This window comes from Actinocorallia sp. B10E7 (assembly GCF_039871655.1).
Lineage (GTDB): Bacteria > Actinomycetota > Actinomycetes > Streptosporangiales > Streptosporangiaceae > Actinocorallia.
This window is the reverse complement of sequence record NZ_JBDPLZ010000002.1, coordinates 488,247-506,876: the sequence shown is the minus strand read 5'-3', so window position 1 is coordinate 506,876 and position 18,630 is coordinate 488,247. Positions and strand designations below refer to the sequence as shown.

Annotated in this window: 19 protein-coding genes; 6 read left to right on the top strand and 13 right to left on the bottom strand. The window is 70.9% G+C overall.

Features of this window, described 5'->3' with window-relative positions:
• Positions 1–12: 12 nt before the first annotated feature.
• A complete protein-coding gene (locus ABGB12_RS07445) occupies positions 13–750 on the bottom strand; it encodes a 16S rRNA (uracil(1498)-N(3))-methyltransferase (RefSeq protein WP_347675523.1) in 738 nt (245 codons plus the stop codon).
• A 132-nt stretch (positions 751–882) separates the two neighbouring features.
• Between ABGB12_RS07445 and ABGB12_RS07440 the strand changes: the two genes are divergently transcribed.
• A complete protein-coding gene (locus ABGB12_RS07440) occupies positions 883–1,425 on the top strand; it encodes a Uma2 family endonuclease (RefSeq protein ID WP_347675522.1) in 543 nt (180 codons plus the stop codon).
• Between the two features lie 84 nt (positions 1,426–1,509).
• Here ABGB12_RS07440 and dnaJ read toward each other — a convergent pair whose 3' ends face one another.
• A complete protein-coding gene (dnaJ, locus tag ABGB12_RS07435) occupies positions 1,510–2,640 on the bottom strand; it encodes a molecular chaperone DnaJ (RefSeq protein ID WP_347676094.1) in 1,131 nt (376 codons plus the stop codon).
• The gene (gene hrcA, locus ABGB12_RS07430; protein ID WP_347675521.1) at positions 2,634–3,647 is read right to left on the bottom strand and encodes a heat-inducible transcriptional repressor HrcA; all 1,014 of its coding nucleotides are present in this window, start codon (positions 3,645–3,647) and stop codon (positions 2,634–2,636) included. The genes dnaJ and hrcA overlap by 7 nt, the downstream gene beginning before the upstream one ends.
• A gap of 88 nt (positions 3,648–3,735) precedes the next feature.
• On the opposite strand from hrcA, the gene ABGB12_RS07425 reads away from it, so the two are divergent.
• From ABGB12_RS07425 to ABGB12_RS07415, 3 genes are read left to right on the top strand one after another with little or no spacing between them, the layout of a single operon-like run.
• The gene (locus ABGB12_RS07425) at positions 3,736–4,533 is read left to right on the top strand and encodes an MBL fold metallo-hydrolase (RefSeq protein WP_347675520.1); all 798 of its coding nucleotides are present in this window, start codon (positions 3,736–3,738) and stop codon (positions 4,531–4,533) included.
• A gap of 10 nt (positions 4,534–4,543) precedes the next feature.
• Positions 4,544–5,362 (top strand): DUF3097 domain-containing protein, encoded by an 819-nt coding sequence (locus ABGB12_RS07420; RefSeq protein WP_347675519.1) that lies wholly within the window; start codon positions 4,544–4,546, stop codon positions 5,360–5,362.
• A 5-nt stretch (positions 5,363–5,367) separates the two neighbouring features.
• Entirely contained in the window at positions 5,368–5,772 is a 405-nt protein-coding gene (locus ABGB12_RS07415; RefSeq protein ID WP_347675518.1) for a DUF4870 domain-containing protein, read from the top strand.
• Between the two features lie 9 nt (positions 5,773–5,781).
• On the opposite strand, the gene hemW is transcribed toward ABGB12_RS07415, so the two are convergent.
• The 5 genes from hemW to lepA form a co-directional block, all read right to left on the bottom strand.
• Positions 5,782–6,978, bottom strand: a complete 1,197-nt coding sequence (gene hemW, locus ABGB12_RS07410) for a radical SAM family heme chaperone HemW (RefSeq protein ID WP_347675517.1) — start codon at positions 6,976–6,978, stop codon at positions 5,782–5,784.
• Positions 6,979–7,030: 52 nt separating this feature from the next.
• Positions 7,031–7,801 (bottom strand): Uma2 family endonuclease, encoded by a 771-nt coding sequence (locus ABGB12_RS07405; protein WP_347675516.1) that lies wholly within the window; start codon positions 7,799–7,801, stop codon positions 7,031–7,033.
• Between the two features lie 186 nt (positions 7,802–7,987).
• Positions 7,988–8,305, bottom strand: coding sequence for a cupin (locus tag ABGB12_RS07400; protein ID WP_347675515.1), 318 nt, complete (start codon positions 8,303–8,305; stop codon positions 7,988–7,990).
• A gap of 60 nt (positions 8,306–8,365) precedes the next feature.
• The gene (locus ABGB12_RS07395) at positions 8,366–8,872 is read right to left on the bottom strand and encodes a DUF4870 domain-containing protein (protein ID WP_347675514.1); all 507 of its coding nucleotides are present in this window, start codon (positions 8,870–8,872) and stop codon (positions 8,366–8,368) included.
• A gap of 192 nt (positions 8,873–9,064) precedes the next feature.
• A complete protein-coding gene (gene lepA / locus ABGB12_RS07390) occupies positions 9,065–10,930 on the bottom strand; it encodes a translation elongation factor 4 (protein WP_347675513.1) in 1,866 nt (621 codons plus the stop codon).
• 169 nt (positions 10,931–11,099) lie between these two features.
• Here lepA and rpsT point away from each other — a divergent pair, with 169 nt between their 5' ends.
• Together rpsT and ABGB12_RS07380 are read left to right on the top strand one after the other, a co-directional pair.
• Positions 11,100–11,366 (top strand): 30S ribosomal protein S20, encoded by a 267-nt coding sequence (rpsT, locus tag ABGB12_RS07385; protein ID WP_347675512.1) that lies wholly within the window; start codon positions 11,100–11,102, stop codon positions 11,364–11,366.
• A 174-nt stretch (positions 11,367–11,540) separates the two neighbouring features.
• Entirely contained in the window at positions 11,541–12,125 is a 585-nt protein-coding gene (locus tag ABGB12_RS07380) for an RNA 2'-phosphotransferase (RefSeq protein ID WP_347675511.1), read from the top strand.
• A 72-nt stretch (positions 12,126–12,197) separates the two neighbouring features.
• On the opposite strand, the gene ABGB12_RS07375 is transcribed toward ABGB12_RS07380, so the two are convergent.
• From ABGB12_RS07375 to ABGB12_RS07355, 5 genes are all read right to left on the bottom strand, one after another.
• Positions 12,198–12,599, bottom strand: a complete 402-nt coding sequence (locus ABGB12_RS07375) for a hypothetical protein (RefSeq protein WP_347676092.1) — start codon at positions 12,597–12,599, stop codon at positions 12,198–12,200.
• Positions 12,600–12,881: 282 nt separating this feature from the next.
• Positions 12,882–13,820 carry a DNA polymerase III subunit delta gene (holA, locus tag ABGB12_RS07370; protein WP_347675510.1) on the bottom strand — a complete coding sequence of 313 codons (939 nt, stop codon included), beginning with the start codon at positions 13,818–13,820 and terminating at the stop codon, positions 12,882–12,884.
• Positions 13,821–13,883: 63 nt separating this feature from the next.
• The gene (locus ABGB12_RS07365; protein ID WP_347675509.1) at positions 13,884–16,025 is read right to left on the bottom strand and encodes a ComEC/Rec2 family competence protein; all 2,142 of its coding nucleotides are present in this window, start codon (positions 16,023–16,025) and stop codon (positions 13,884–13,886) included.
• Between the two features lie 448 nt (positions 16,026–16,473).
• Positions 16,474–17,226 carry a ComEA family DNA-binding protein gene (locus ABGB12_RS07360; RefSeq protein ID WP_347675508.1) on the bottom strand — a complete coding sequence of 251 codons (753 nt, stop codon included), beginning with the start codon at positions 17,224–17,226 and terminating at the stop codon, positions 16,474–16,476.
• A gap of 485 nt (positions 17,227–17,711) precedes the next feature.
• Positions 17,712–18,548, bottom strand: coding sequence for a DegV family protein (locus tag ABGB12_RS07355; protein ID WP_347675507.1), 837 nt, complete (start codon positions 18,546–18,548; stop codon positions 17,712–17,714).
• Positions 18,549–18,630 lie beyond the last annotated feature (82 nt).

The following is an 18,630-nucleotide window of genomic DNA, read 5'->3' as shown; positions in this document are numbered from 1 at the left end:
CTCAGACGCCCATCACCAGCGGCCGGTACGGGCCATCAGGACCGAGAGGGCCGCCACCCCGGCGGTGGACGTGCGCAGCACCGTCGGCCCCAGCAGCACGGGGCGGGCGCCCGCCCCGGCGAAGAGCTCCAGTTCCTCCGGGCTGATCCCGCCTTCGGGGCCCACCACCAGCACGATCTCGCCCGGCCCTTCGACGGGGACCGCGCTGAGCGGCTCGACCGCCTCCTCGTGCAGCACCAGCGCCAGCCCCGCCCGCTCCAGACGGGCCGCCACCTGGGCGGTGGAGGCCAGGTCCGCCACCACCGGGAAGCGGCTCCGCCGGGACTGCTTGCCCGCCTCCCGGGCCGCGTTGCGCCACCGCCCGAGCGCCTTCTCCCGCCGTTCGGCCCGCCACTGCGTGATCGACCGGCTCGCCGACCACGGCACGATCTCGTCCACTCCGGCCTCGGTCATCACCTCCACGGCCAGCTCCCCGCGCTCCCCCTTGGGCAGCGCCTGCACCACCGTGATCCGGGGCGAGGCCTGCGGCTCCTCCTCCCGCTCGAGCACCTCGAGCTCCAGCCGGTCCCGCCCCGCCGACAGCACCGAGCACCGCCCCCGCGCGCCCTCCCCGTCGGTGAGCACGACCTCCTCCCCCGCCCGCAGCCGCTTCACCGTCGCCGCGTGCCGCCCCTCGGCGCCCTCCAGCACCACCCTGCCGCCCGCGCCCGCCAGCACGTCCCTGTCCACCACGAAAACCGGAGCACTCACCCCTTCATCCTCCCAGCCCCGCTCCCCCTCTCACTCCTCCTGGGGAAAACCATCATCACTCTTAGTGTCCATGCTCTAACTTGACGTTGACCACAGTGGTCCTCCCGGAGGAGGTCGATTAGCGTGACTGTCATGGCGACACCGTCACAACGGGCCATCGACGAGATCGAGGTCCCCGAGGGCTTCCGGGCAGAGCTGATCAACGGAGAGATCATCTTGTCGCCCAGTTCGAAGTCCCTGCACTGGCTGATCCAGTTCAGTTTGTTCCAGCAGTTCATTCCGCTCGGCTGGATGGTCGTCGCCGAGCAGACCATCATCCATCCGAAGCACTCCGACGAGCCCAGACCTGATTTCCTGGTGCTCTCCGACGACGAGATCGATCCCGAAGCCCACATTCCCGGCGACAAGGGTGTGCTCGTGGTGGAGGTCCTGTCCACCAACCGGGGTGTCGACCTCGTCGACAAGGTCGGGGTCTACGCCGCGTTCGGCATCCCGAACTACCTGATCATCGATCCGTTCAACGGCGAGTGCATCCTCTACCAGGAGCCGCACGGCCGGGAGTACTTCAGCAGGAAGACCATCCCGTTCGGGGAGCCGGTAGAGCTTCCCGAACCCCTGTCCCTCGCGGTGGACACCAGCGGGTTCCGCACCTACAGGCAACGAAATCGGGGATGAAGGACGCAGGGCCGCCCGTGGAGCGGGCGGCCCTGGTCAGGGGTTGTCGTAGCCGTCGCGGTAGGCGTCCGCGACCTCGTCTCTTCAGCCGTGGAAGGCGTCCCTCAGCCGGGAGAAGAAGCCCTGCTGGCCGGGAGCGAACTTGCCGGGAGGACGTTCCTCGTCGCGCAGGCGGGCCAGCTCGCGCAGGAGCTCCTCCTGGGCGGCGTCGAGCTTGGCGGGGGTCTCGACGTTGACGTGGATCATCAGGTCGCCGCGGCCGCTGGCGTTGAGATGCTGGGCGCCCCGCCCGTACAGGGGGATGACCTGGCCGGACTGGGTGCCGGGCCGGATGTCGACCTCCTCGGCCCCGTCGAGGGTCTCGATGACGATCGAGGTGCCCAGGGCCGCGGCGGTCATCGGGATCTGCACGGTGCAGTGCAGGTCGTCGCCCTCCCGTTCGAAGATCTCGTGGGGGCGTTCGACGATCTCCAGGAAGAGGTCGCCGGCCGGGCCGCCGCCGGGGCCGACCTCGCCCTCGCCCGCGAGCTGGATGTGGGTGCCGTGCTCCACGCCCGCGGGGATCTTGACCTTGATGGTGCGCTGGGTGCGCACCCGGCCGTCGCCCGCGCACTCCGGGCAGGGGTTGCGGATGACCGAGCCGTAGCCGCCGCACTGGGGGCACGGCCGGGACGTCATGACCTGGCCCAGGAAGCTGCGCTGCACCTGCTGGATCTCACCCCGGCCATGGCACATCTCACACGTGTCGGGATGGCTGCCGGCGGCGGAGCCCGAACCGGTGCAGGCACCGCAGACCGTCGCGGTGTCGATGGTCAGCTCACGGGTGGTGCCGAACGCCGTCTCCGAGAGGTCGAGCTCGACCCGCAGCGTCGCGTTGCGGCCCCGGCGGGCGCGGGAACGCGGACCGCGGGTGCTGGCCGTCCCGAAGAGGGTGTCCATGATGTCGCTGAACGGGAACCCTGCGCCGAAGCCCGCGCCCCCGCCGCCCATCGCGGAGCCGAACGGATCGCCCCCCAGGTCGTGTATCTCTCGTTTCTTGGGGTCGGACAGCACCTCGTAGGCCTGCGTGACCTCCTTGAACTTCTCCTGGCTCTCCGCGTCCGGATTGACGTCAGGGTGAAGTTCGCGGGCGAGCCGGCGATAGGCCTTCTTGATCTCGTCCGGAGTCGCGTTACGGCTCACCCCAAGGGTGGCATAGTAGTCGCGCACTACGATCCCGCCAGAATCTGACCGACGTAACGTGCCACAGCGCGTACCGCTCCCATCGTTCCTGGGTAGTCCATTCGGGTGGGTCCGAGAACCCCGAGCCGGGCCAGCGCCTGCCCGTCCATGCCGTAGCCCGCGGCGACCACGGACGCGGAATGCAGCCCTTCGAGCTGGTTCTCGGCACCGATCCGCACGGTCAGGGTAGCCGGGTCCCCGGCCTCCCCGAGCAGGCGCATCAGCACCACCTGTTCTTCCAGGGCCTCCAGCACGTCCCGGAGGCCCTTCGAGAAGTCGCCGAGCGCGAGGTTGGCCGCGCCCGCGAAGACGATCTTCTCTTCGTTCCGTTCGACCAGGGTCTCCAGCAGGACCGACAGCACCGCCACGGCCACCGGCCGGTCCTCGGCCGGCACCCGCTCGGGCAGGTCCGCGACGGCCAGCGGCACCTCGCCGAACGACCGCCCGTCCAGACAGGCGTTCAGCAGGGCGCGCAACTGCGCCACGGACTCGTCGGTGAGCTCGGGGTGGGTCTCCACCAGCCGCTGCTCGACCCGGCCCGTGTCGGTGATCAGGATCAGCAGCAGCCGCCCCGCGGCCACCGGCACCAGTTCGATGTGCCGGACCGAGGAGCGGATCAGCGACGGGTACTGCACCACCGCGACCTGCCGGGTCAGCTGGGCCAGCAGCCGGACCGTCCGCGAGACGACGTCGTCCAGGTCGTAGGCCCCGTTGAGGAAGGTCTCGATGGCACGGCGCTCCGGCGTCGACAGGGGCTTGATCGTGGACAGCCTGTCGACGAACAGGCGGTAGCCCTTGTCCGTGGGAATACGGCCCGCGCTGGTGTGGGGCTGGGTGATGTACCCCTGCTCCTCCAGAACCGCCATGTCGTTGCGCACCGTGGCCGGGGAGACCCCCAGAGCGTGGCGTTCGGCCAGGGCCTTGGAGCCCACCGGCTCGTTGGTGGAGACGTAGTCTTCGACGATGGCGCGCAGAATGGCCAGCTTACGATCGTCCAGCAACGCGCTCACCTCCTGCTTGGCACTCCCAGTCTACGAGTGCCAAGTGTACGGTCCCAGAGGGCGAAGTCGATGTGCGAGAGTCGGTGGCATGTCCTGGGAAGAGGTGGCAGACCGGTGTTTCCGCCGTGGGTACGGCGGATTCGACGTGAACGTGGGCGTGGTCTCCGGACGGCTGGGCGCGGTGCTGATCGACACCAGGGCCTCGGTGCCCGAGGGCTTGGAACTCCGGGAGCAGCTGCGTGAGCTGGGCGTGGAGACGCCCCTCGCGGTGGTCAACACCCACGGCCATTTCGACCACTGCTTCGGCAACGCCGCCTTCGACGGCCCGTTCTGGGGCCATCTCGACCTGCCCGGGTACCTGGAGCACGAGGCCTGGCGCACCATGGCCGAGGACGATCCGGACTGGGCGGCCCGGGTCGAGGGCACCCCGGTGACCGTCCCCTCCCGGCTGGTCCGCGACACCGCGCTGATCGACCTCGGCGACCGGATCGTCGAGCTGCACCACCTCGGCCGCGGCCACACCGGCCACGACCTGGTCGTCCGGGTGCCCGACTGCGGCCTGGTCTTCGCCGGTGACCTCGTCGAGGAGTCCGGGCCGCCCTGCTACGGCTCCGACAGCTTCCCCCTGGACTGGCCGATCACCCTGACCCGCCTGCTGGAGCTGGACCCCGAGCGCGTCGTCCCGGGCCACGGCGGACCCGTCGGCACGGAGTTCACCGAAAGCCAGAGGGACGCGATCGCGGCGGTCGCCCACGGCATCCGGGAGACCTACGACGCCGGCCTCGACCCGCTGAAGGCGCTCAGGAGCGCGGAGTGGCCCTACGATCCGGCTCTTCTTCTGCACGCGGTACGGCGCGGGCACCTCCAACTGGCGGCCTCGGGTTAGGGTCGTGGGCGTGCGCAGCAAGGACTATGGCGAAGACGTGCTCGCCGGGAACTGGCGCCTGCCCCGCAAGGGCCGGTTCCCCGAGATCCAGGCCGAACGCGACCTGGTGGTGGAAGACCCCGACAGCGGTTTCTGCGGTGCGGTCGTGGCCTGCGGCAAGGACGAGGTCACCCTGGAGGACAGGTTCGGCAAGCGCCGGGTCTTCCCCCTCGCGGTGGCCGGGTTCCTGCTCGACGGGCGGCCCGTCACCCTCGTCCGGCCCGGTCCGCGGCAGCCGGGCGCGGCGCGCAGCGCGTCCGGTTCGGTCTACGTCCGCGGCCACAGGGCGCGGGTGGCCCGGGAGAGCCGGATCTACGTCGAGGGCGTGCACGACGCCGAGTTGGTCGAGAAGATCTGGGGCCACGACCTGCGGGTCGAGGGCGTGGCCGTGGAGTACCTGGAGGGCGTCGACGACCTCCCGCTGATCGTCGAGGAGTTCGAACCGGGCCCGGGACGCAGGCTCGGCGTCCTGGTCGACCATCTGGTGCCCGGCTCCAAGGAGTCCCGGATCGCCGCGCGGATCACCGACCCGCACGTGCTGATCTGCGGGCATCCCTTCATCGACGTCTGGCAGGCGGTGAAGCCCCGCGCGCTGGGCATCCGCGCCTGGCCGGAGGTGCCCAGGGGCTTCGACTGGAAGGAAGGGGTCTGCGCACGTCTCGGCTGGCCCGGTGACACCGGGGCAGCATGGAGGAGGATCCTCGGCTCTGTCCGTTCTTATGCCGATCTGGAACCAGAATTGCTCGGACGCGTCGAAGAATTGATTGACTTCGTCACCGCCAAGGAGTGACCGCCTTGTCCCGCCGCCCCCGCCCCACTCCCACGGTCCGGCTCCCCGACGGCTACGCCGCCGGCGCGCACGGAGGCCCCACGACCCCCGACGAGCGCCAGTGGGCGCTCACCGCCTACATCGGCCAGTTCCTGCTGTGGGCGCTCCCGCCGCTGTACGTCTACCTGACCAAGAAGAACCGGTCGGCCTACGCCCGCCACCACGGCCGCCAGGCCCTCAACCTCGCCATCACCACGGGGATCGTCTTCGGGATCTCGGTCTTCCTCTACCAGTGGGCCGACTTCTTCCTGTGGATCGCCGCGGGCTCGGTGACGGTGTCGATGGGCCTCGTGGTCTACAGCGCCACCCGGGTCAACCGGGGCGACTGGCACCGGCTGCCCGCGCTGGTGGCCTGGCCGATCATCAAGTGAGGCCGGGCCTCAGGTGAGGTCGCGGACGACGGCGTCCGCGAGCAGCCGGCCGCGCCGGGTGAGGACTGCCCTGCCGTCCTCGCGGCGCAGCAGGCCGAGCTCCTCCTGCTCGCGGACCGCCCGTTCGTCCAGCAGTTCCAGTGGGCAGCCGCTGCGCAGCCTCAGCTCCAGCAGGACGCGCTCCAGCCGCCGCGTGCCGGCGTCGAGCACCTCGCGGGCGTGCGCGGGGGTGATCCCCTGCGCCAGCCGCTGGGCGTAGGCGGCGGGGTGCTTGACGTTCCACCAGCGGGTGCCGCCCACGTGGGCGTGCGCGCCGGGCCCCGCCCCCCACCAGTCGGCGCCCTGCCAGTACAGCAGGTTGTGTCGGCACTCCCCGCCGGGCAGCGCCCAGTTGGACAGCTCGTACCAGCTCATCCCGGCCTTCTCGAAGAGCTCGTCGGCCATCAGGTAGCGGTCGGCCATCGCGTCGTCGTCGGGCTCGTCCAGCTCGCCGCGCGCGACCCGGGCGGCGAGCTTCGTGCCCTCCTCGACGATCAGGGCGTAGGCGGAGACGTGGTCGGGGCCCGCGGCCAGGGCCTGCTCGACGGACTCGCGCCAGTCGTCGTCGCTCTCGCCCGGGGCGCCGTAGATCAGGTCGAGGTTGACGTGGCCGAACCCCGCTTCCTTGGCCTGCGCGACCACCAGCGGGACCCGGGCGGGGGTGTGGGTGCGGTCCAGGGCTTTCAGGACGTGGTCCTTGGCGCTCTGCATCCCGTACGAGATCCGGGTGAAACCGGCTTCCAGCAGGCCCGCGAGGGAGGCGGGGGTGACGGTCTCTGGATTGGCCTCCGTGGTCACCTCCGCGTCCTCGGCCAGGCCGAACTCGTCGCGGATCGCCCGCAGGATCCGGCCGAGGTCCTCCGGCGGGAGGAGGGTGGGGGTGCCGCCGCCGACGAAGACCGTCCGTACGGGCGCGTCCGCCTCTCCCAGGACCCTCCGGGCGAACCGGATCTCGGAGATCACCGTGTCGGCGTAGGAGTCACGGGACGCGCCGGGGCCCAGCTCCGTCGCCGTGTAGGTGTTGAAGTCGCAGTAGCCGCACCTCGTCACGCAGAACGGGACGTGCACGTAGAACCCGAAGGGCCGGGTGCCGAAACCCTCCAGTGACGCTTCGGGCAGCCGCCCGTCGGCGGGCATGGGATCCCCTTCGGGGAGGGTCGAGGGCATGCCTCCAGTGTTACAGGTGCGCCGGACCTCCCGAGCCGGGCTCGGGCCGGGCTCAGCCCCCGACGGGGTCGAAGTCCACGATCCGCTGCGGCATCGTCTCGGTCACCGAGGCGGCGGGCAGGATCCGCATCGTGCCCGGGGCGCCCGGCCGCTGGTCCAGCCGGACCACCCGGCCCGGGTAGGCCCGCTGGGCGATCTCGACGTCCCGCTGGTCCCAGCGGCCGTAGAAGACGGGGTGGCCGTTCTCGAGCTCCACCTTCTCCGCGCCCGTCGGCCAGCGCCGGAGGAAGGAGTCGATCTCGAAGGCCTCCTGCGGTGCCGGCAGGTCCGGGCCGTTCTCGTACACCATGTACGCTCCCTCGACCGGGCCGCGCCACGGGGGGATCCCGCTGAAGAGCCGGTCCGGCCGAATCTCGATCTTGAATGGTTCGGTGAGCCGCACCGACTCGCCGCGGCCCACGACGGCCTGCTCGACGTGGCGCCCGCCGCGCAGCGTGTGGACGTGTACGCGGACCCCGTCGGGCGCCAGGTCCACGACCCAGTAGCAGGGAACCCCGTACCTGGCGTACAGGTCGCGTTTGGCCCCCAGGTCGCGGACCCGAGAGGCCTCCGAGGTCACCTCGACGGCCAGGAGCGGGGCTCCCTCCACGAATCCCTCACGTTCCTGGGCCTCGCAGTAGACCAGGAGGTCCGCGCGGATCCAGGTGCCGTCCCCCAGGTGTGCGGCGGCGGACGTCCTGGTCCTCATGTCGCCGTATTCGGCGATCATCAACGGGGCTACGAGGTCCGCCACGAGGATCTGGTGCAAGAGTGTGTGACCCACGGCGCTCAGTTTTCACCACAGAACACAAGGTCACTGGCGATTTTGGACACCGTGAAGACTCGATCTGGTCACAGAGTCCCTGGAGACCTCCGCCGTGAACCGCTCAGCCGCGGCCGCGGCACCCGGTTCGGAGCAGACGCCACCGCTCGATCATCCGAGCGGCGGCGATCGTTCTGGCGGGAACTCTCAGCCCTTGACCGTGGTGAGCAGGACGACCGAGTCCTCGACCGCGGTCAGGCCGTGCCGCTCGTGCGGGATCGCCGCCAGTTCACCCTCGCGCAGTTCGGTGTCGCCCACTCCCGAGGTGATGACGACGTGACCCGCGAGCACCTGGAGGCTCGCGGCGTGCGGGGAGTTGTGCTCGTCCAGGCTGTGGCCGCCGACCAGCGCGATCACCGTCTGCCGCAGCGGCCCCTCATGCAGGAACAGGTGGGCGCTCCGGCCGTTCTTGTCGGCCTTCGCCTCGGTGAGGTGGCGCTCGGCGAGTGCTCTGAGATCCGTCATGATCTAGGGATTCCCGGACCTGCGGGCCGGAATCCTCCCCGAGCGCCCCGAAACAGTGCTTCAGCTCACCAGGGGGATGGCCACCCACTGCGGGTAGCGGTACCACTCGCCCCGGCTGGCCGCGACCCCCGCCATGATCAGGAAGATGACCTCGACGGCACCCAGAGGGATGAACAGCAGGAAGCCGATCCCGAAGGTCACCACCGACAGGAAGGTCACCGCCATCACGTAGATGAAGCAGGTGATCGCGAAATTGAGGGCCTGGACCGAGTGCCAGCGGATGTACTGGGAGCGGTCCTTGTACAGGAGGTAGGTGACCAGCGGCGCGAAGAAGCCGACGATCAGCTGGCCGAGGTGCGCGGCCATCGCGTAGGTCCGCTCCTCGGCCGGGTTCACCGGCGGACCGGCCTGGACGAAGGGCTGCTGCGGGGGAAAGGGCGGCGTCGGCTGCGCGTAGGGCTGCTGGCCGTAAGGCTGCTGCCCGTAAGGCGGTTGCTGCCCGTAGGGCTGCTGCTGGCCGTAAGGGTCGCCGTAGGGCTGCTGGGGGTTCCAGCCGGGGTCGGTCATGCCTGCGCTCGTTTCTCATCTTGCTGGCGGGGGCGCGTCCTTCCCCGCTTCTGACGTGGCCGACGCCCGGATGGTTCACCCGCTCCTCTTTCCCGCCGCACCACGGCGTCATCGGGCACCGCCTGGAACTCGTCCGCGACGCCGCCCGACCGACCAGGAGGGCAGGGGTGGAACAACTGCCGAACCGTCCGGCTACTTCTTCGGTTTGTCGGCCGAGGAACCGGTGGAGAGCGCCGCGACGAAGGCCTCCTGGGGCACGTCCACGCGCCCGATGGTCTTCATCTTCTTCTTGCCCTCCTTCTGCTTCTCCAGCAGCTTGCGCTTACGGGAGATGTCGCCGCCGTAGCACTTGGCCAGGACGTCCTTGCGGATGGCGCGGATGTTCTCGCGGGCGATCACCCGGGCGCCGATGGCCGCCTGGATCGGCACCTCGTACTGCTGCCTGGGGATCAGTTCCTTGAGCTTCGTGGTCATCATCAGGCCGTACTCGCGGGCCTTGTCGGCGTGCACGATCTGGCTGAAGGCGTCCACGGACTCGCCCTGCAGCAGGATGTCGACCTTGACGAGCTTGGACTCCTGCTCACCCGAGGGCTCGTAGTCGAGGCTGGCGTAGCCGCGTGTCCGGGACTTCAGCTGGTCGAAGAAGTCGAAGATGATCTCACCGAGCGGCAGGGTGTACTTGATCTCGACCCTGTCCTCCGACAGGTAGTCCATGCCGTGCAGCACACCGCGGCGGCCCTGGCACAGCTCCATGATCGTGCCGATGAACTCCGTCGGGGTGAGCACCGTGGCCCGCACGACCGGCTCGTACACCCGGGCGATCTTGCCGTCCGCGGGGTACTCGCTGGGGTTGGTGACGATGTGCTCTTGGCCGTTCTCCATCTCCACCCGGTAGATGACGCTCGGCGCGGTGGAGATCAGAGCCAGGTTGAACTCCCGCTCCAGGCGCTCGCGGACGATCTCCATGTGGAGCAGGCCGAGGAAGCCGCAGCGGTAGCCGAAGCCCAGAGCCAGCGACGTCTCCGGCTCGTACACCAGCGCGGCGTCGTTCAGCCGCAGCTTGTCGAGGGCGTCGCGGAGCAGCGGGTAGTCGTCGCCGTCGATCGGGTACAGGCCCGAGTAGACCATCGGCTTGGGGTTGTCGTACCCGCCGAGCGCCTCCGGCGCCGGGCGGGACGCCATCGTCACCGTGTCGCCGACCCTCGCCTGGCGGACGTCCTTCACGCCGGAGATCAGGTAGCCGACCTCGCCGACGCCCAGGCCCTCGGTCGAGATCGGCTCGGGGGAGATCACGCCGACCTCGAGAGTGTCGTGGGCGGCGCCCGTCGACATCATCAGGGACTTCTCGCGGCGGGTGATCCGGCCGTCCACGACCCGGACGTAGGTGACCACACCCCGGTAGGTGTCGTAGACCGAGTCGAAGATCAGCGCGCGCGCCGGGGCGTCCGCGTCGCCCACCGGGGCCGGGACCTCCGCCACGATCTTGTCGAGCAGCTCGGTGACGCCCACGCCCGTCTTGCCGGAGACGCGCAGCACCTCCGACGGGTCGCAGCCGATCAGGCCGGAGATCTCCTCGGCGACCTTCTCCGGCTGGGCGGCCGGCAGGTCGATCTTGTTGAGGACCGGGATGATGTGGAGGTCGGCCTCCATGGCCAGATACAGGTTGGCCAGTGTCTGGGCCTCGATGCCCTGGGCGGCGTCCACCAGCAGGATCGCGCCCTCGCAGGCGGCCAGCGACCGGGAGACCTCATAGGAGAAGTCCACGTGGCCCGGCGTGTCGATCATGTTCAGGACATGGTCTTTCCAGGGCAGCCGGACGGCCTGCGACTTGATGGTGATGCCGCGTTCCCGCTCGATGTCCATCCTGTCCAGGTACTGGGCACGCATCGAGCGGTCGTCGACGACCCCGGTCAGCTGCAGCATGCGGTCGGCCAGGGTGGATTTGCCGTGGTCGATGTGCGCGATGATGCAGAAGTTGCGGATCACCGCGGGATCGGTGTGGTTCGGTACGGGCGGCACGCGGATCCTAGGTTGACGTGGAGGACTTCCGCTTACCATGGTCCCATGTCCGGGTCGATGCTCTGGTCCGAGTTGGGGATGAGCCCCCGGGCTTGGTAGTCTGCATCCTTGCGTGTGGGCGCGTGTGTCTCCGTGCCCGCAGATCCGAATCGGCTGCCGGATCTCCGCGCCCCATCCGTAACGTTGACTTCAATCGAGGCTTTCTTCAGTGGCGAACATCAAGTCCCAGATCAAGCGGAACAAGCAGAACGAGAAGGCGCGCCTGCGCAACAAGGCGGTCAAGACCGAGCTCAAGTCGGCGATCCGCAAGTTCCGCGAGGCCGCCGCCGCCGGTGACGCCGAGGCCGTCGACGCCGCGCTGCGCAACGCCGGCCGCAAGCTGGACAAGGCCGTCAGCAAGGGCGTCATCCACAAGAACCAGGCCGCGAACCGCAAGTCCGCGATCGCCAAGCAGGCCGCCGCCCTCGGCAAGTAGGCCTTTCCGGCGCCTCTCCCGCGTATCCCCTCCTCGCGAGGAAGGGATACGCGGGAGAGACACCGAGAGACGAAGCCGCGACGTCATGACGTCGCGGCTTTTCTTATGGCTTCAACGAATCCGCACTGTTTATTCCTTCGCCTTCCGCCGCGGCCCCGGCCTACGATCCGCCACATGGACGCGAAAAGAAGGGTGAAAATCTCCAAGTACCTCGCCCGCCATCTCCGGCATCAGCCGGCCCGCCTCGGCCTCACCCTCGATCCCGCGGGCTGGACCGACGTCGCGGCGCTCCTCGCCGCCTGTCGGGCCCGGGGCCTCCCCCTCACCCTCGAAGAACTCCACGAGGTCGTCGAGACCAACGACAAGCGGCGCTTCGCCTTCTCCGAGGACGGACTGCGCCTGCGCGCCAGCCAGGGCCACACCATCGAGGTCGACCTCGGGCTCCCCCCGGCCGATCCCCCGCCCGTCCTCTACCACGGCACCGTCGGCCGCCTCCTGGAACCGATCTTCCAGGAGGGCCTGCGCCCCATGACCCGGCACGACGTCCATCTGTCCGCCGCGCCCGAGACCGCCCGCGGGGTCGGCGCCCGCCGGGGCGCCCCCGTCGTCCTCACCGTCGACGCCGCCGCCATGGCCGCGGACGGCCACGAGTTCCGCGTCAGCGCCAACGGCGTCTGGCTGACCCCCGCCGTCCCGCCCTCCTACCTCGGCTTCCTCACCCCGCCCCCGGACGGCTCCCCGGCTGAGGCCGTTCCGTGAATCCCGGCCGAAACCCCTCGCGGATCCCGGCCGAGACCCGTTCCGCGGACCGTCGGCCGAGGCGGCCGCCGCTCAGGGCAGCCCGATGGCCCGCTCGACGTCCTCCCAGGTGGGAGTGACGATCACCCAGTCCGGAGCCTCCTCCTCCTGGGGCCCGAACAGGTACCGGTAGGGGACCAGATCCCTGATCGCCCGGTGCACGTCCATCCGGTCGTCGATCATGTGGGTGATCCCCAGCTCCGCGCAGTGGATCGCCTTTTCCTCCCGCTTCCGGCAGTACCGCACGTTCTCCCGCGGAATCCCCGTCTTCCCGTAGAAGTCGTGGTGTTCCAGCCAGGCCAGCGAGAGCGGCTCCCCCTCCTCGCTCACCCGCGAGATCACCCAGGCCCGCCCGCTGAAACGTTCCACCAGCCGCGGCAACACCGCGAACGCCCCCTCGATCAACGGCATCTGCCGCGGATCATCCAAGAACACCCTTCCTTGGGCATTCCGATTGGCCCCCACCACCACACGTCCCAGGTCCACGCCCAGCCTCGCCTCTGCCATGCCCCTACCTTCTCCACCAACCACCCCACCCGCAACCGCTTCCCCCAACCCCGTCCTCACCGGGCAGAGCACCCCGCCTCCCGCAGGACGGTCACCAGAGCACACGGAGCAGGAGCAGGAGCGTCCGAGGAGATACAGGCCGGGAAGGCCCGGTCGGTCACGGCACCCGGCCGTGCGACGAGGCGCACGCTCGGAGGGCGAGGTCCGGGGTCAGCGGAGGGCTCGAGCGGTGACGATCTCCTTGATCGCCTTTTCGAGGGCGTAGGAGGCGTCGGCGGCGCCGCCCTTGATGGCCCCGTCAGTCTCGGCGACGACGGTGAGGGCGCGCGCGATGCCCTCCGGGGACCAGCCGCGGAGCTGTTTCTGGAGGCGCTCGATCTTCCAGGGGGGCATGCCGAGCTCCTTGGCGAGGGCGAAGCTCTTGCCCCGGGCCCCGCTGACCTTGGCCAGACCCCGGATGCCCTGGGCGAGGGCGCTGTTGATGAGGACGGCCGCCACACCGGTGTCCAGGGCCCAGCGGAGCTGCTCCAGGGCCTCGCCGAGGTTGCCCTCGACGGCCAGGTCCGCCACGGTGAAACCGCTGACGTCGGCCCGGCCCCGGTGGTAGCGGGCGACGGCCGCGTCGTTGATCTTCCCGCCGGTGTCGGCCATCAGCTGGCTGCAGGCCGCCGCCAGCTCCCGCAGGTCGTTGCCCACCGCGTCCAGGAGCTGCTGGGCGGCGCCCGCGCTGATCGTGCCGCCCAGCAGCCGGATCTCCGACCGGAGGAAGTCCAGCCGCTCCCCCGGCTTGGTGATCTTAGGGCAGGTGATCTTCCGCGCCCCCGCCTTGCTCCACGCCTCCAGCAGCGCCTTGCCCTTGACGCCGCCCGCGTGCACCAGGACGAACACCATGTCGTCCGCCGGATTCTTCACATACGCGCCGACCTCGGCCGCGAGGTCCTTGCCCAGGTCCTGCGCCCCCCGCAGCACCAGCACCTTCCCGCCGCCGAACAGGGAGGGCGACGTCAGCTCCACCAGCCGTCCCGGCTCCAGCGTCGAAGGCGTCAGATCGACGACCTCGGTGTCGGGATCACTCCGCCGCGCCTCCTGGACGATCTCCCCCACCGCCCGCTCGACCAGCAGTTCCTCGTCCCCCACCACCAACGTCACCGCATCCACCCCCCCAGGATGTCACGCCTTCGGAACGTTCGCCGTCCCGGATCCGGAAGGTGTTCAGGAGCGGGTGGCCACCTCGATGCCGCGGTCGGAGGTGCTCACCGCGATGTCTCCGTGCTGGTCCGTCCGGTAGACGCGGATCCCGCGCAGCATCCTCAGGAGCCGATCCGACGGATGCCCGTAGTCGTTGTCCCTCCCCACGGAGATCAGAGCCACCCGGGGTCCGCCCTCGGTCAGGAAAGACGGTTCCTGACGGGCGCTTCCATGGTGGGGGACCTTCAACACGTCCACTCTGGGCACCAGTCCGCGCAACGCCCGTTGCCCTTCCTCCTCCAGATCGCCTCCCAGCAGCACGGTCAGCCCGGGCCATCTGGCCACCAGCACCAGGCTCGCGTTGTTGATCTCCGTTCCGCCGGCCCCGTCCGGGACCTCCTGGCCGCTTCGGGGAGCCAGCACCTCGATCTCCAGTTCTCCGACTCTCCAACGTTCTCCCGCTGCCGCCGCCACGACCCGGATCCGGGTGTGGGAGGCCGGGCGGAGGCCCGAGGTGTGGAGGGCGCGGAGCTCCGAGGTGGTGGGGCTGAGGGGGGTGTGGACGACGGTGGAGAGAGTGCGGTCGCGGGGGATGCCGGGGAGCCCAGCCAGGTGGTCGGCGTGGGGATGGGTGATGAAGAGGAGGGGGATGGTGTGGAGGGAGAGGCGGGAGAGGCAGTCGTCGATGAGGGCGGGGTCGGGACCCGCGTCGACGATGACGGCCCGGCCCGGGGCGGCGTGGAGGACCAGGGCGTCGCCCTGGCCCACGTCGCAGGCGACGATGCGCCAGCCGCGGGGAGGCCAGCCGGGGGCGGTCAGGCGGAAGGTGAGGGCCGCGAGGGCCAGGCCCGCGAGCGCCGCGGCGACGAGCCTGCGGGGGGCGCGATGGCGGATGGCCGCGGCGACCGCGGCGGTGAGGACGACCAGGAGGAGGGCGCCCAGGAGTCCCTGGTGCCAGGGGATCGTGCCGTAGGGGACGGCGGCGAAGGTCCTGGCCACCGAGACGACCCAGCCCGCCGCCCAGCCCGCGGGACGGACCGTCAAGGTCGCCAGGCCGGGGAAGAAGGGGGCCACGGCGGCCGTCAGGAAGCCGCAGACCGTCGCGACGGCTATCGCGGGGGCCGCCAGCACGTTCGCGGGGACGGCGGCCAGGCTGACCGTGCCCGCCAGCAGCACCAGGACGGGTCCGACCGCGGCCTGGGCGGCCAGGGGGACGGCGATCGCCTCGGCCAGCCTCCGGGACAGACCGGCGCCGGACAGCCGGTCCCGCCATCGCGGGGCCAGCGCCAGCAGTCCGGACGTGGCCAGCACCGACAGGGCGAACCCGTAGGACCGCGCGAGCCCCGGGTCGGCCAGGACCAGCACGATGACCGCCGCGGCCAGCGCGGGCACGCCCTGCCGCTCCCTGCCGAGGCAGACGGCGGTCAGCCCGACGAGCCCCATGACGGTCGCCCGCAGCACGCTCGGTTCCGTGCCCACGACGAGCACGAATCCCAGCACCACGGCTCCGGCGAGCACCGACCCCAGCAGGTTGCCCAGGCCCGCCCGGCGTCCCGTCCACAGCACCACCACCACCAGGATCGAGAAGTTCGCCCCGCTGACGACCAGGCAGTGCACCAGCCCCGACCGTTCGAACTCCTCTCTCAGCTCCGTGCGGACGCCCGCCGTGTCCCCCAGCACCATGGCGGGGACGACCCCTCGCGCGTCCGGTTCCAGGCCCCGCACCGCCTCCCGCAACGCGTCCCGCACGCCTGTGGCCGCCCGCTGGGCCGTTCCCGCCTCGGCCACCACCCGGGGCTCGCCCCGCGCCAGCACCACCGCCCCCAGCAGCTCCCCCCGTTCGGGGACCCCCAGCCGCCCCCGCGCCCGTACCCGCTGCCCGCTCTCCACCTCCCGCCATCCCTCCTGCCGCGCCAGCACCACCACCGGCGTCCGTACCCGCGTCCCGTTCTCCAGCCCTATCCAGACCGCCCGCCCCTCCACGACCACCACCCCCTTGCCGGTCACCCGCCCCTCCCCTTTCACCACGACCTCCACGGTCGTGTTCACCCCCCGCTCCGCCGCCTCCCGCACCACCCCGCCCCGCACCGACTCCACCCGCAGCCCCGTCCCCAAAGCCGAAGCGGCTCCCAACGCCAGCACCACCCCCGCCAACCCCCGCCCCACCTGAAGCCCTGACCCCCTCCTCTCCGCCCCGCCACGGCGGAGAAGAACGCGAAGCGCACCTTTCTCTCCGCCGGAGAGCCGCACGCGAGACGCTCCTCCGCTGTCTCCGTCCGGGCAGGGGCCAAGACTGCTCGCAGAGCCGGGCTGCCGTTCCAGGTGAGGTTCCCGGCCGCCGTCGGGTGCGGCGAACCGGTCGTCTCTCGCGAGCCGGTGGAGCGGTTTCCTTTGCGCGGGGCGGGAGCCGCCGGGGGCCGCCAGAAGAAGAAGCCCGGGGACCGCGCAGAGGGCGGCCACCAGGTAGGCGAGAACCGGTGGCGCGGGCAGGAGGAAGAAGGCCGCGGCCCAGACGGACAAGGCGGGGGCCACCAGGCGGAGGTCCGCGGAAGGGCCCGGGAGCGGAGCGGAGACGGCCGGAGGCGGAGCGGAGGCGGCCGGAGGCCGGGTGGGATCAGGGCGGGGTGACATGGACTTCGTCCTTCAGATCGGCGAAGCGGCGTTCGCCTATGCCGTTGACGTCCTGGAGTTGCTCGACCGTGCGGAAGAGTCCGTTCTCGGCACGGTGGTCGAGGATGCGCTGGGCCAGGACCGGACCTACGCCGGGGAGTTCCTGGAGTTGTTCCAGCGTCGCGGTGTTGAGGTCGAGGGGCGTGGCGGGGCCGGTGGAGGCGGCGGGCCGAGCCGGGGGGACGGGAGCCGCGGGCAGGTCGGAGCCCACGACGATCTGCTCGCCGTCGGTGAGCTTGCGGGCCAGGTTGACGGCGCCGACCTTGCCGTTCTTGCGCAGGCCGCCCGCGGCTTTCACCGCGTCGGTCACCCGGGAGCCTGGCGGGAGGGTCACCACGCCGGGGGTGCGGACGTCGCCGGTGACATGGACTATCAACGGGTCTCCCGGGAGTTCCGTGGTGGGAGCCGCCACGGGCCGGGCGTGGAGAGCGGCTGCGGGCGGAGGCGGGGAGTCGGGGCCGGTGGAGGCCGGCGGGACCGGCTCGGGTTCGGGACGGCCCGTCCACAGCAGGACTCCGGCCGCGAGGGCGGCGATCAGGCCGACGACGGCCAGGGCCCGGGCCCCGGTGATACCCGGATCCCAGCGTTCCAGGGCGGCGCCGAGTCCTCCCGCGCCGCGGAGGGAAGGGCGCGGTTTCAAAGGCGGGGCCGCTGGGCCCGGAGCGGAGGCGTGCCTGGGCTCGTCGTCGATCCACATCTCGCGTCCCGAGGAGGGTTCCCGCGAGCCGGCCTCGTCCGTCCAGTCGTCCGTGCCCGGGTCCTCGTACGTGAACGGCCGGGCGGGCTCCGGCTCCCCGCCCCAGAAGCCTTCGTCCGGACGGGACCTCCGCTCGCCCTCTGACGGGCCGGGCGGTTGCGGGCCGGCTCGTAAAAAGGCGGCGGGTGGCGCGTCCTGCTCCCCGCCGAACGGCTCGGGCTCGGGAAACCGCTGGCTCTGGGCGACCGGGCGTCTGCTCATGCCCCGACGTTAGGCACCCTCCGCGCACCGAAAATCACCGAACGCCGTTCTGGGGAAAACGCCGGCACAGTCCGGCGACAACGGTTCACCGCCGACGCGATGACCGCCCGGCCCTCACCCGAGGAGCACACCGCTCAGCAGAGCGGCGCACCTGAGCGCGCAGGTGCGGGTGACGGCCCGGCCGCCGCGCCCTGAGCGGAGGGCGCGGAGGATTCGTGCGGACGTCAGAGGGGGCTGATGGCCACGCCGAGGGTGCCGGGGCCGACGTGGGCGCCGATGACGGGGCCCACTTCGGTCACGCGGAGGTCGCGGAGGTTGGGGACGCGGTCGCGCAGGCGGTTGGCGAGGGCCTCGGCGCGGGGGGCCGCCGCGACGTGCTGGACGCCGATGTCGACCTCGGCGTCCCCTGCGCGGGCCAGGACGAGCTCTTCCATCCTGGACAGGGCGCGGGAGGAGGTGCGGACCTTCTCCAAGGGGGCGATCCGGCCCTCGGAGAGGTGCAGCAGCGGCTTGACGCGCAGGGCCGTGCCGAGGAAGCCCGCGGCGGCGCCGATCCGTCCTCCCCGGCGCAGGTACTCCAGAGTGTCGACGTAGAAGAGCGTGCTGCTGTTCTCGGCGCGGCGGCGGACGACCGCCTCGACCTCGTCCAGGCCGGCCCCTTGCTCAGCGGCGAGCGCTCCGGAGAGCGCCGCGAAGCCGAGGGCCATGCCGATGGTGCGGCTGTCGACGACCCTGACGGGAACGGACGCCTCCTCCGCCGCCAGGTACGCGCATTCCAGGCTTCCGGACATCGTGCCCGACAGGTGGACGGACACGATGGCGGAGGCCCCTGTTCCGGCCGCCGCCTTATAGGCCTGGGCGAAACGTTCCGGGGAGGGGCGGGAGGTGGACACCGGCTGCCATTCGCGCATCGCTTCGGCCAGGTCGTCCGTGGTGACCAGGCCGTCCTCGTAGGAGGCTCCCCCGATGACGATCTGGAGCGGGACCACTTCCAGGTCATGCCGCGTGATCAGCTCGGGAGGCAGATAAGCGGAAGAATCCGTGACTATCGCAACACCCATGTCCGCACCGTACCCAGATAGCGTTAACCCCTCGTCACGTCAACGTGACTGTGACGCTGCCGATTCCGGGTCTCCGCAATAC

Excerpts from the sequence above, each read along its gene's own strand:
- ABGB12_RS07425 (WP_347675520.1), top strand. The coding sequence starts at position 3,736 with ATGTCCTGGGAAGAGGTGGCAGACCGGTGTTTCCGCCGTGGGTACGGC.
- ABGB12_RS07400 (WP_347675515.1), bottom strand. The coding sequence starts at position 8,305 with ATGACGGATCTCAGAGCACTCGCCGAGCGCCACCTCACCGAGGCGAAG.
- ABGB12_RS07395 (WP_347675514.1), bottom strand. The coding sequence starts at position 8,872 with ATGACCGACCCCGGCTGGAACCCCCAGCAGCCCTACGGCGACCCTTAC.
- ABGB12_RS07380 (WP_347675511.1), top strand. The coding sequence starts at position 11,541 with ATGGACGCGAAAAGAAGGGTGAAAATCTCCAAGTACCTCGCCCGCCAT.
- hemW (WP_347675517.1), bottom strand. The coding sequence starts at position 6,978 with ATGCCCTCGACCCTCCCCGAAGGGGATCCCATGCCCGCCGACGGGCGG.
- ABGB12_RS07355 (WP_347675507.1), bottom strand. The coding sequence starts at position 18,548 with ATGGGTGTTGCGATAGTCACGGATTCTTCCGCTTATCTGCCTCCCGAG.
- lepA (WP_347675513.1), bottom strand. The coding sequence starts at position 10,930 with ATGGTAAGCGGAAGTCCTCCACGTCAACCTAGGATCCGCGTGCCGCCC.
- ABGB12_RS07440 (WP_347675522.1), top strand. The coding sequence starts at position 883 with ATGGCGACACCGTCACAACGGGCCATCGACGAGATCGAGGTCCCCGAG.
- ABGB12_RS07360 (WP_347675508.1), bottom strand. The coding sequence starts at position 17,226 with ATGTGGATCGACGACGAGCCCAGGCACGCCTCCGCTCCGGGCCCAGCG.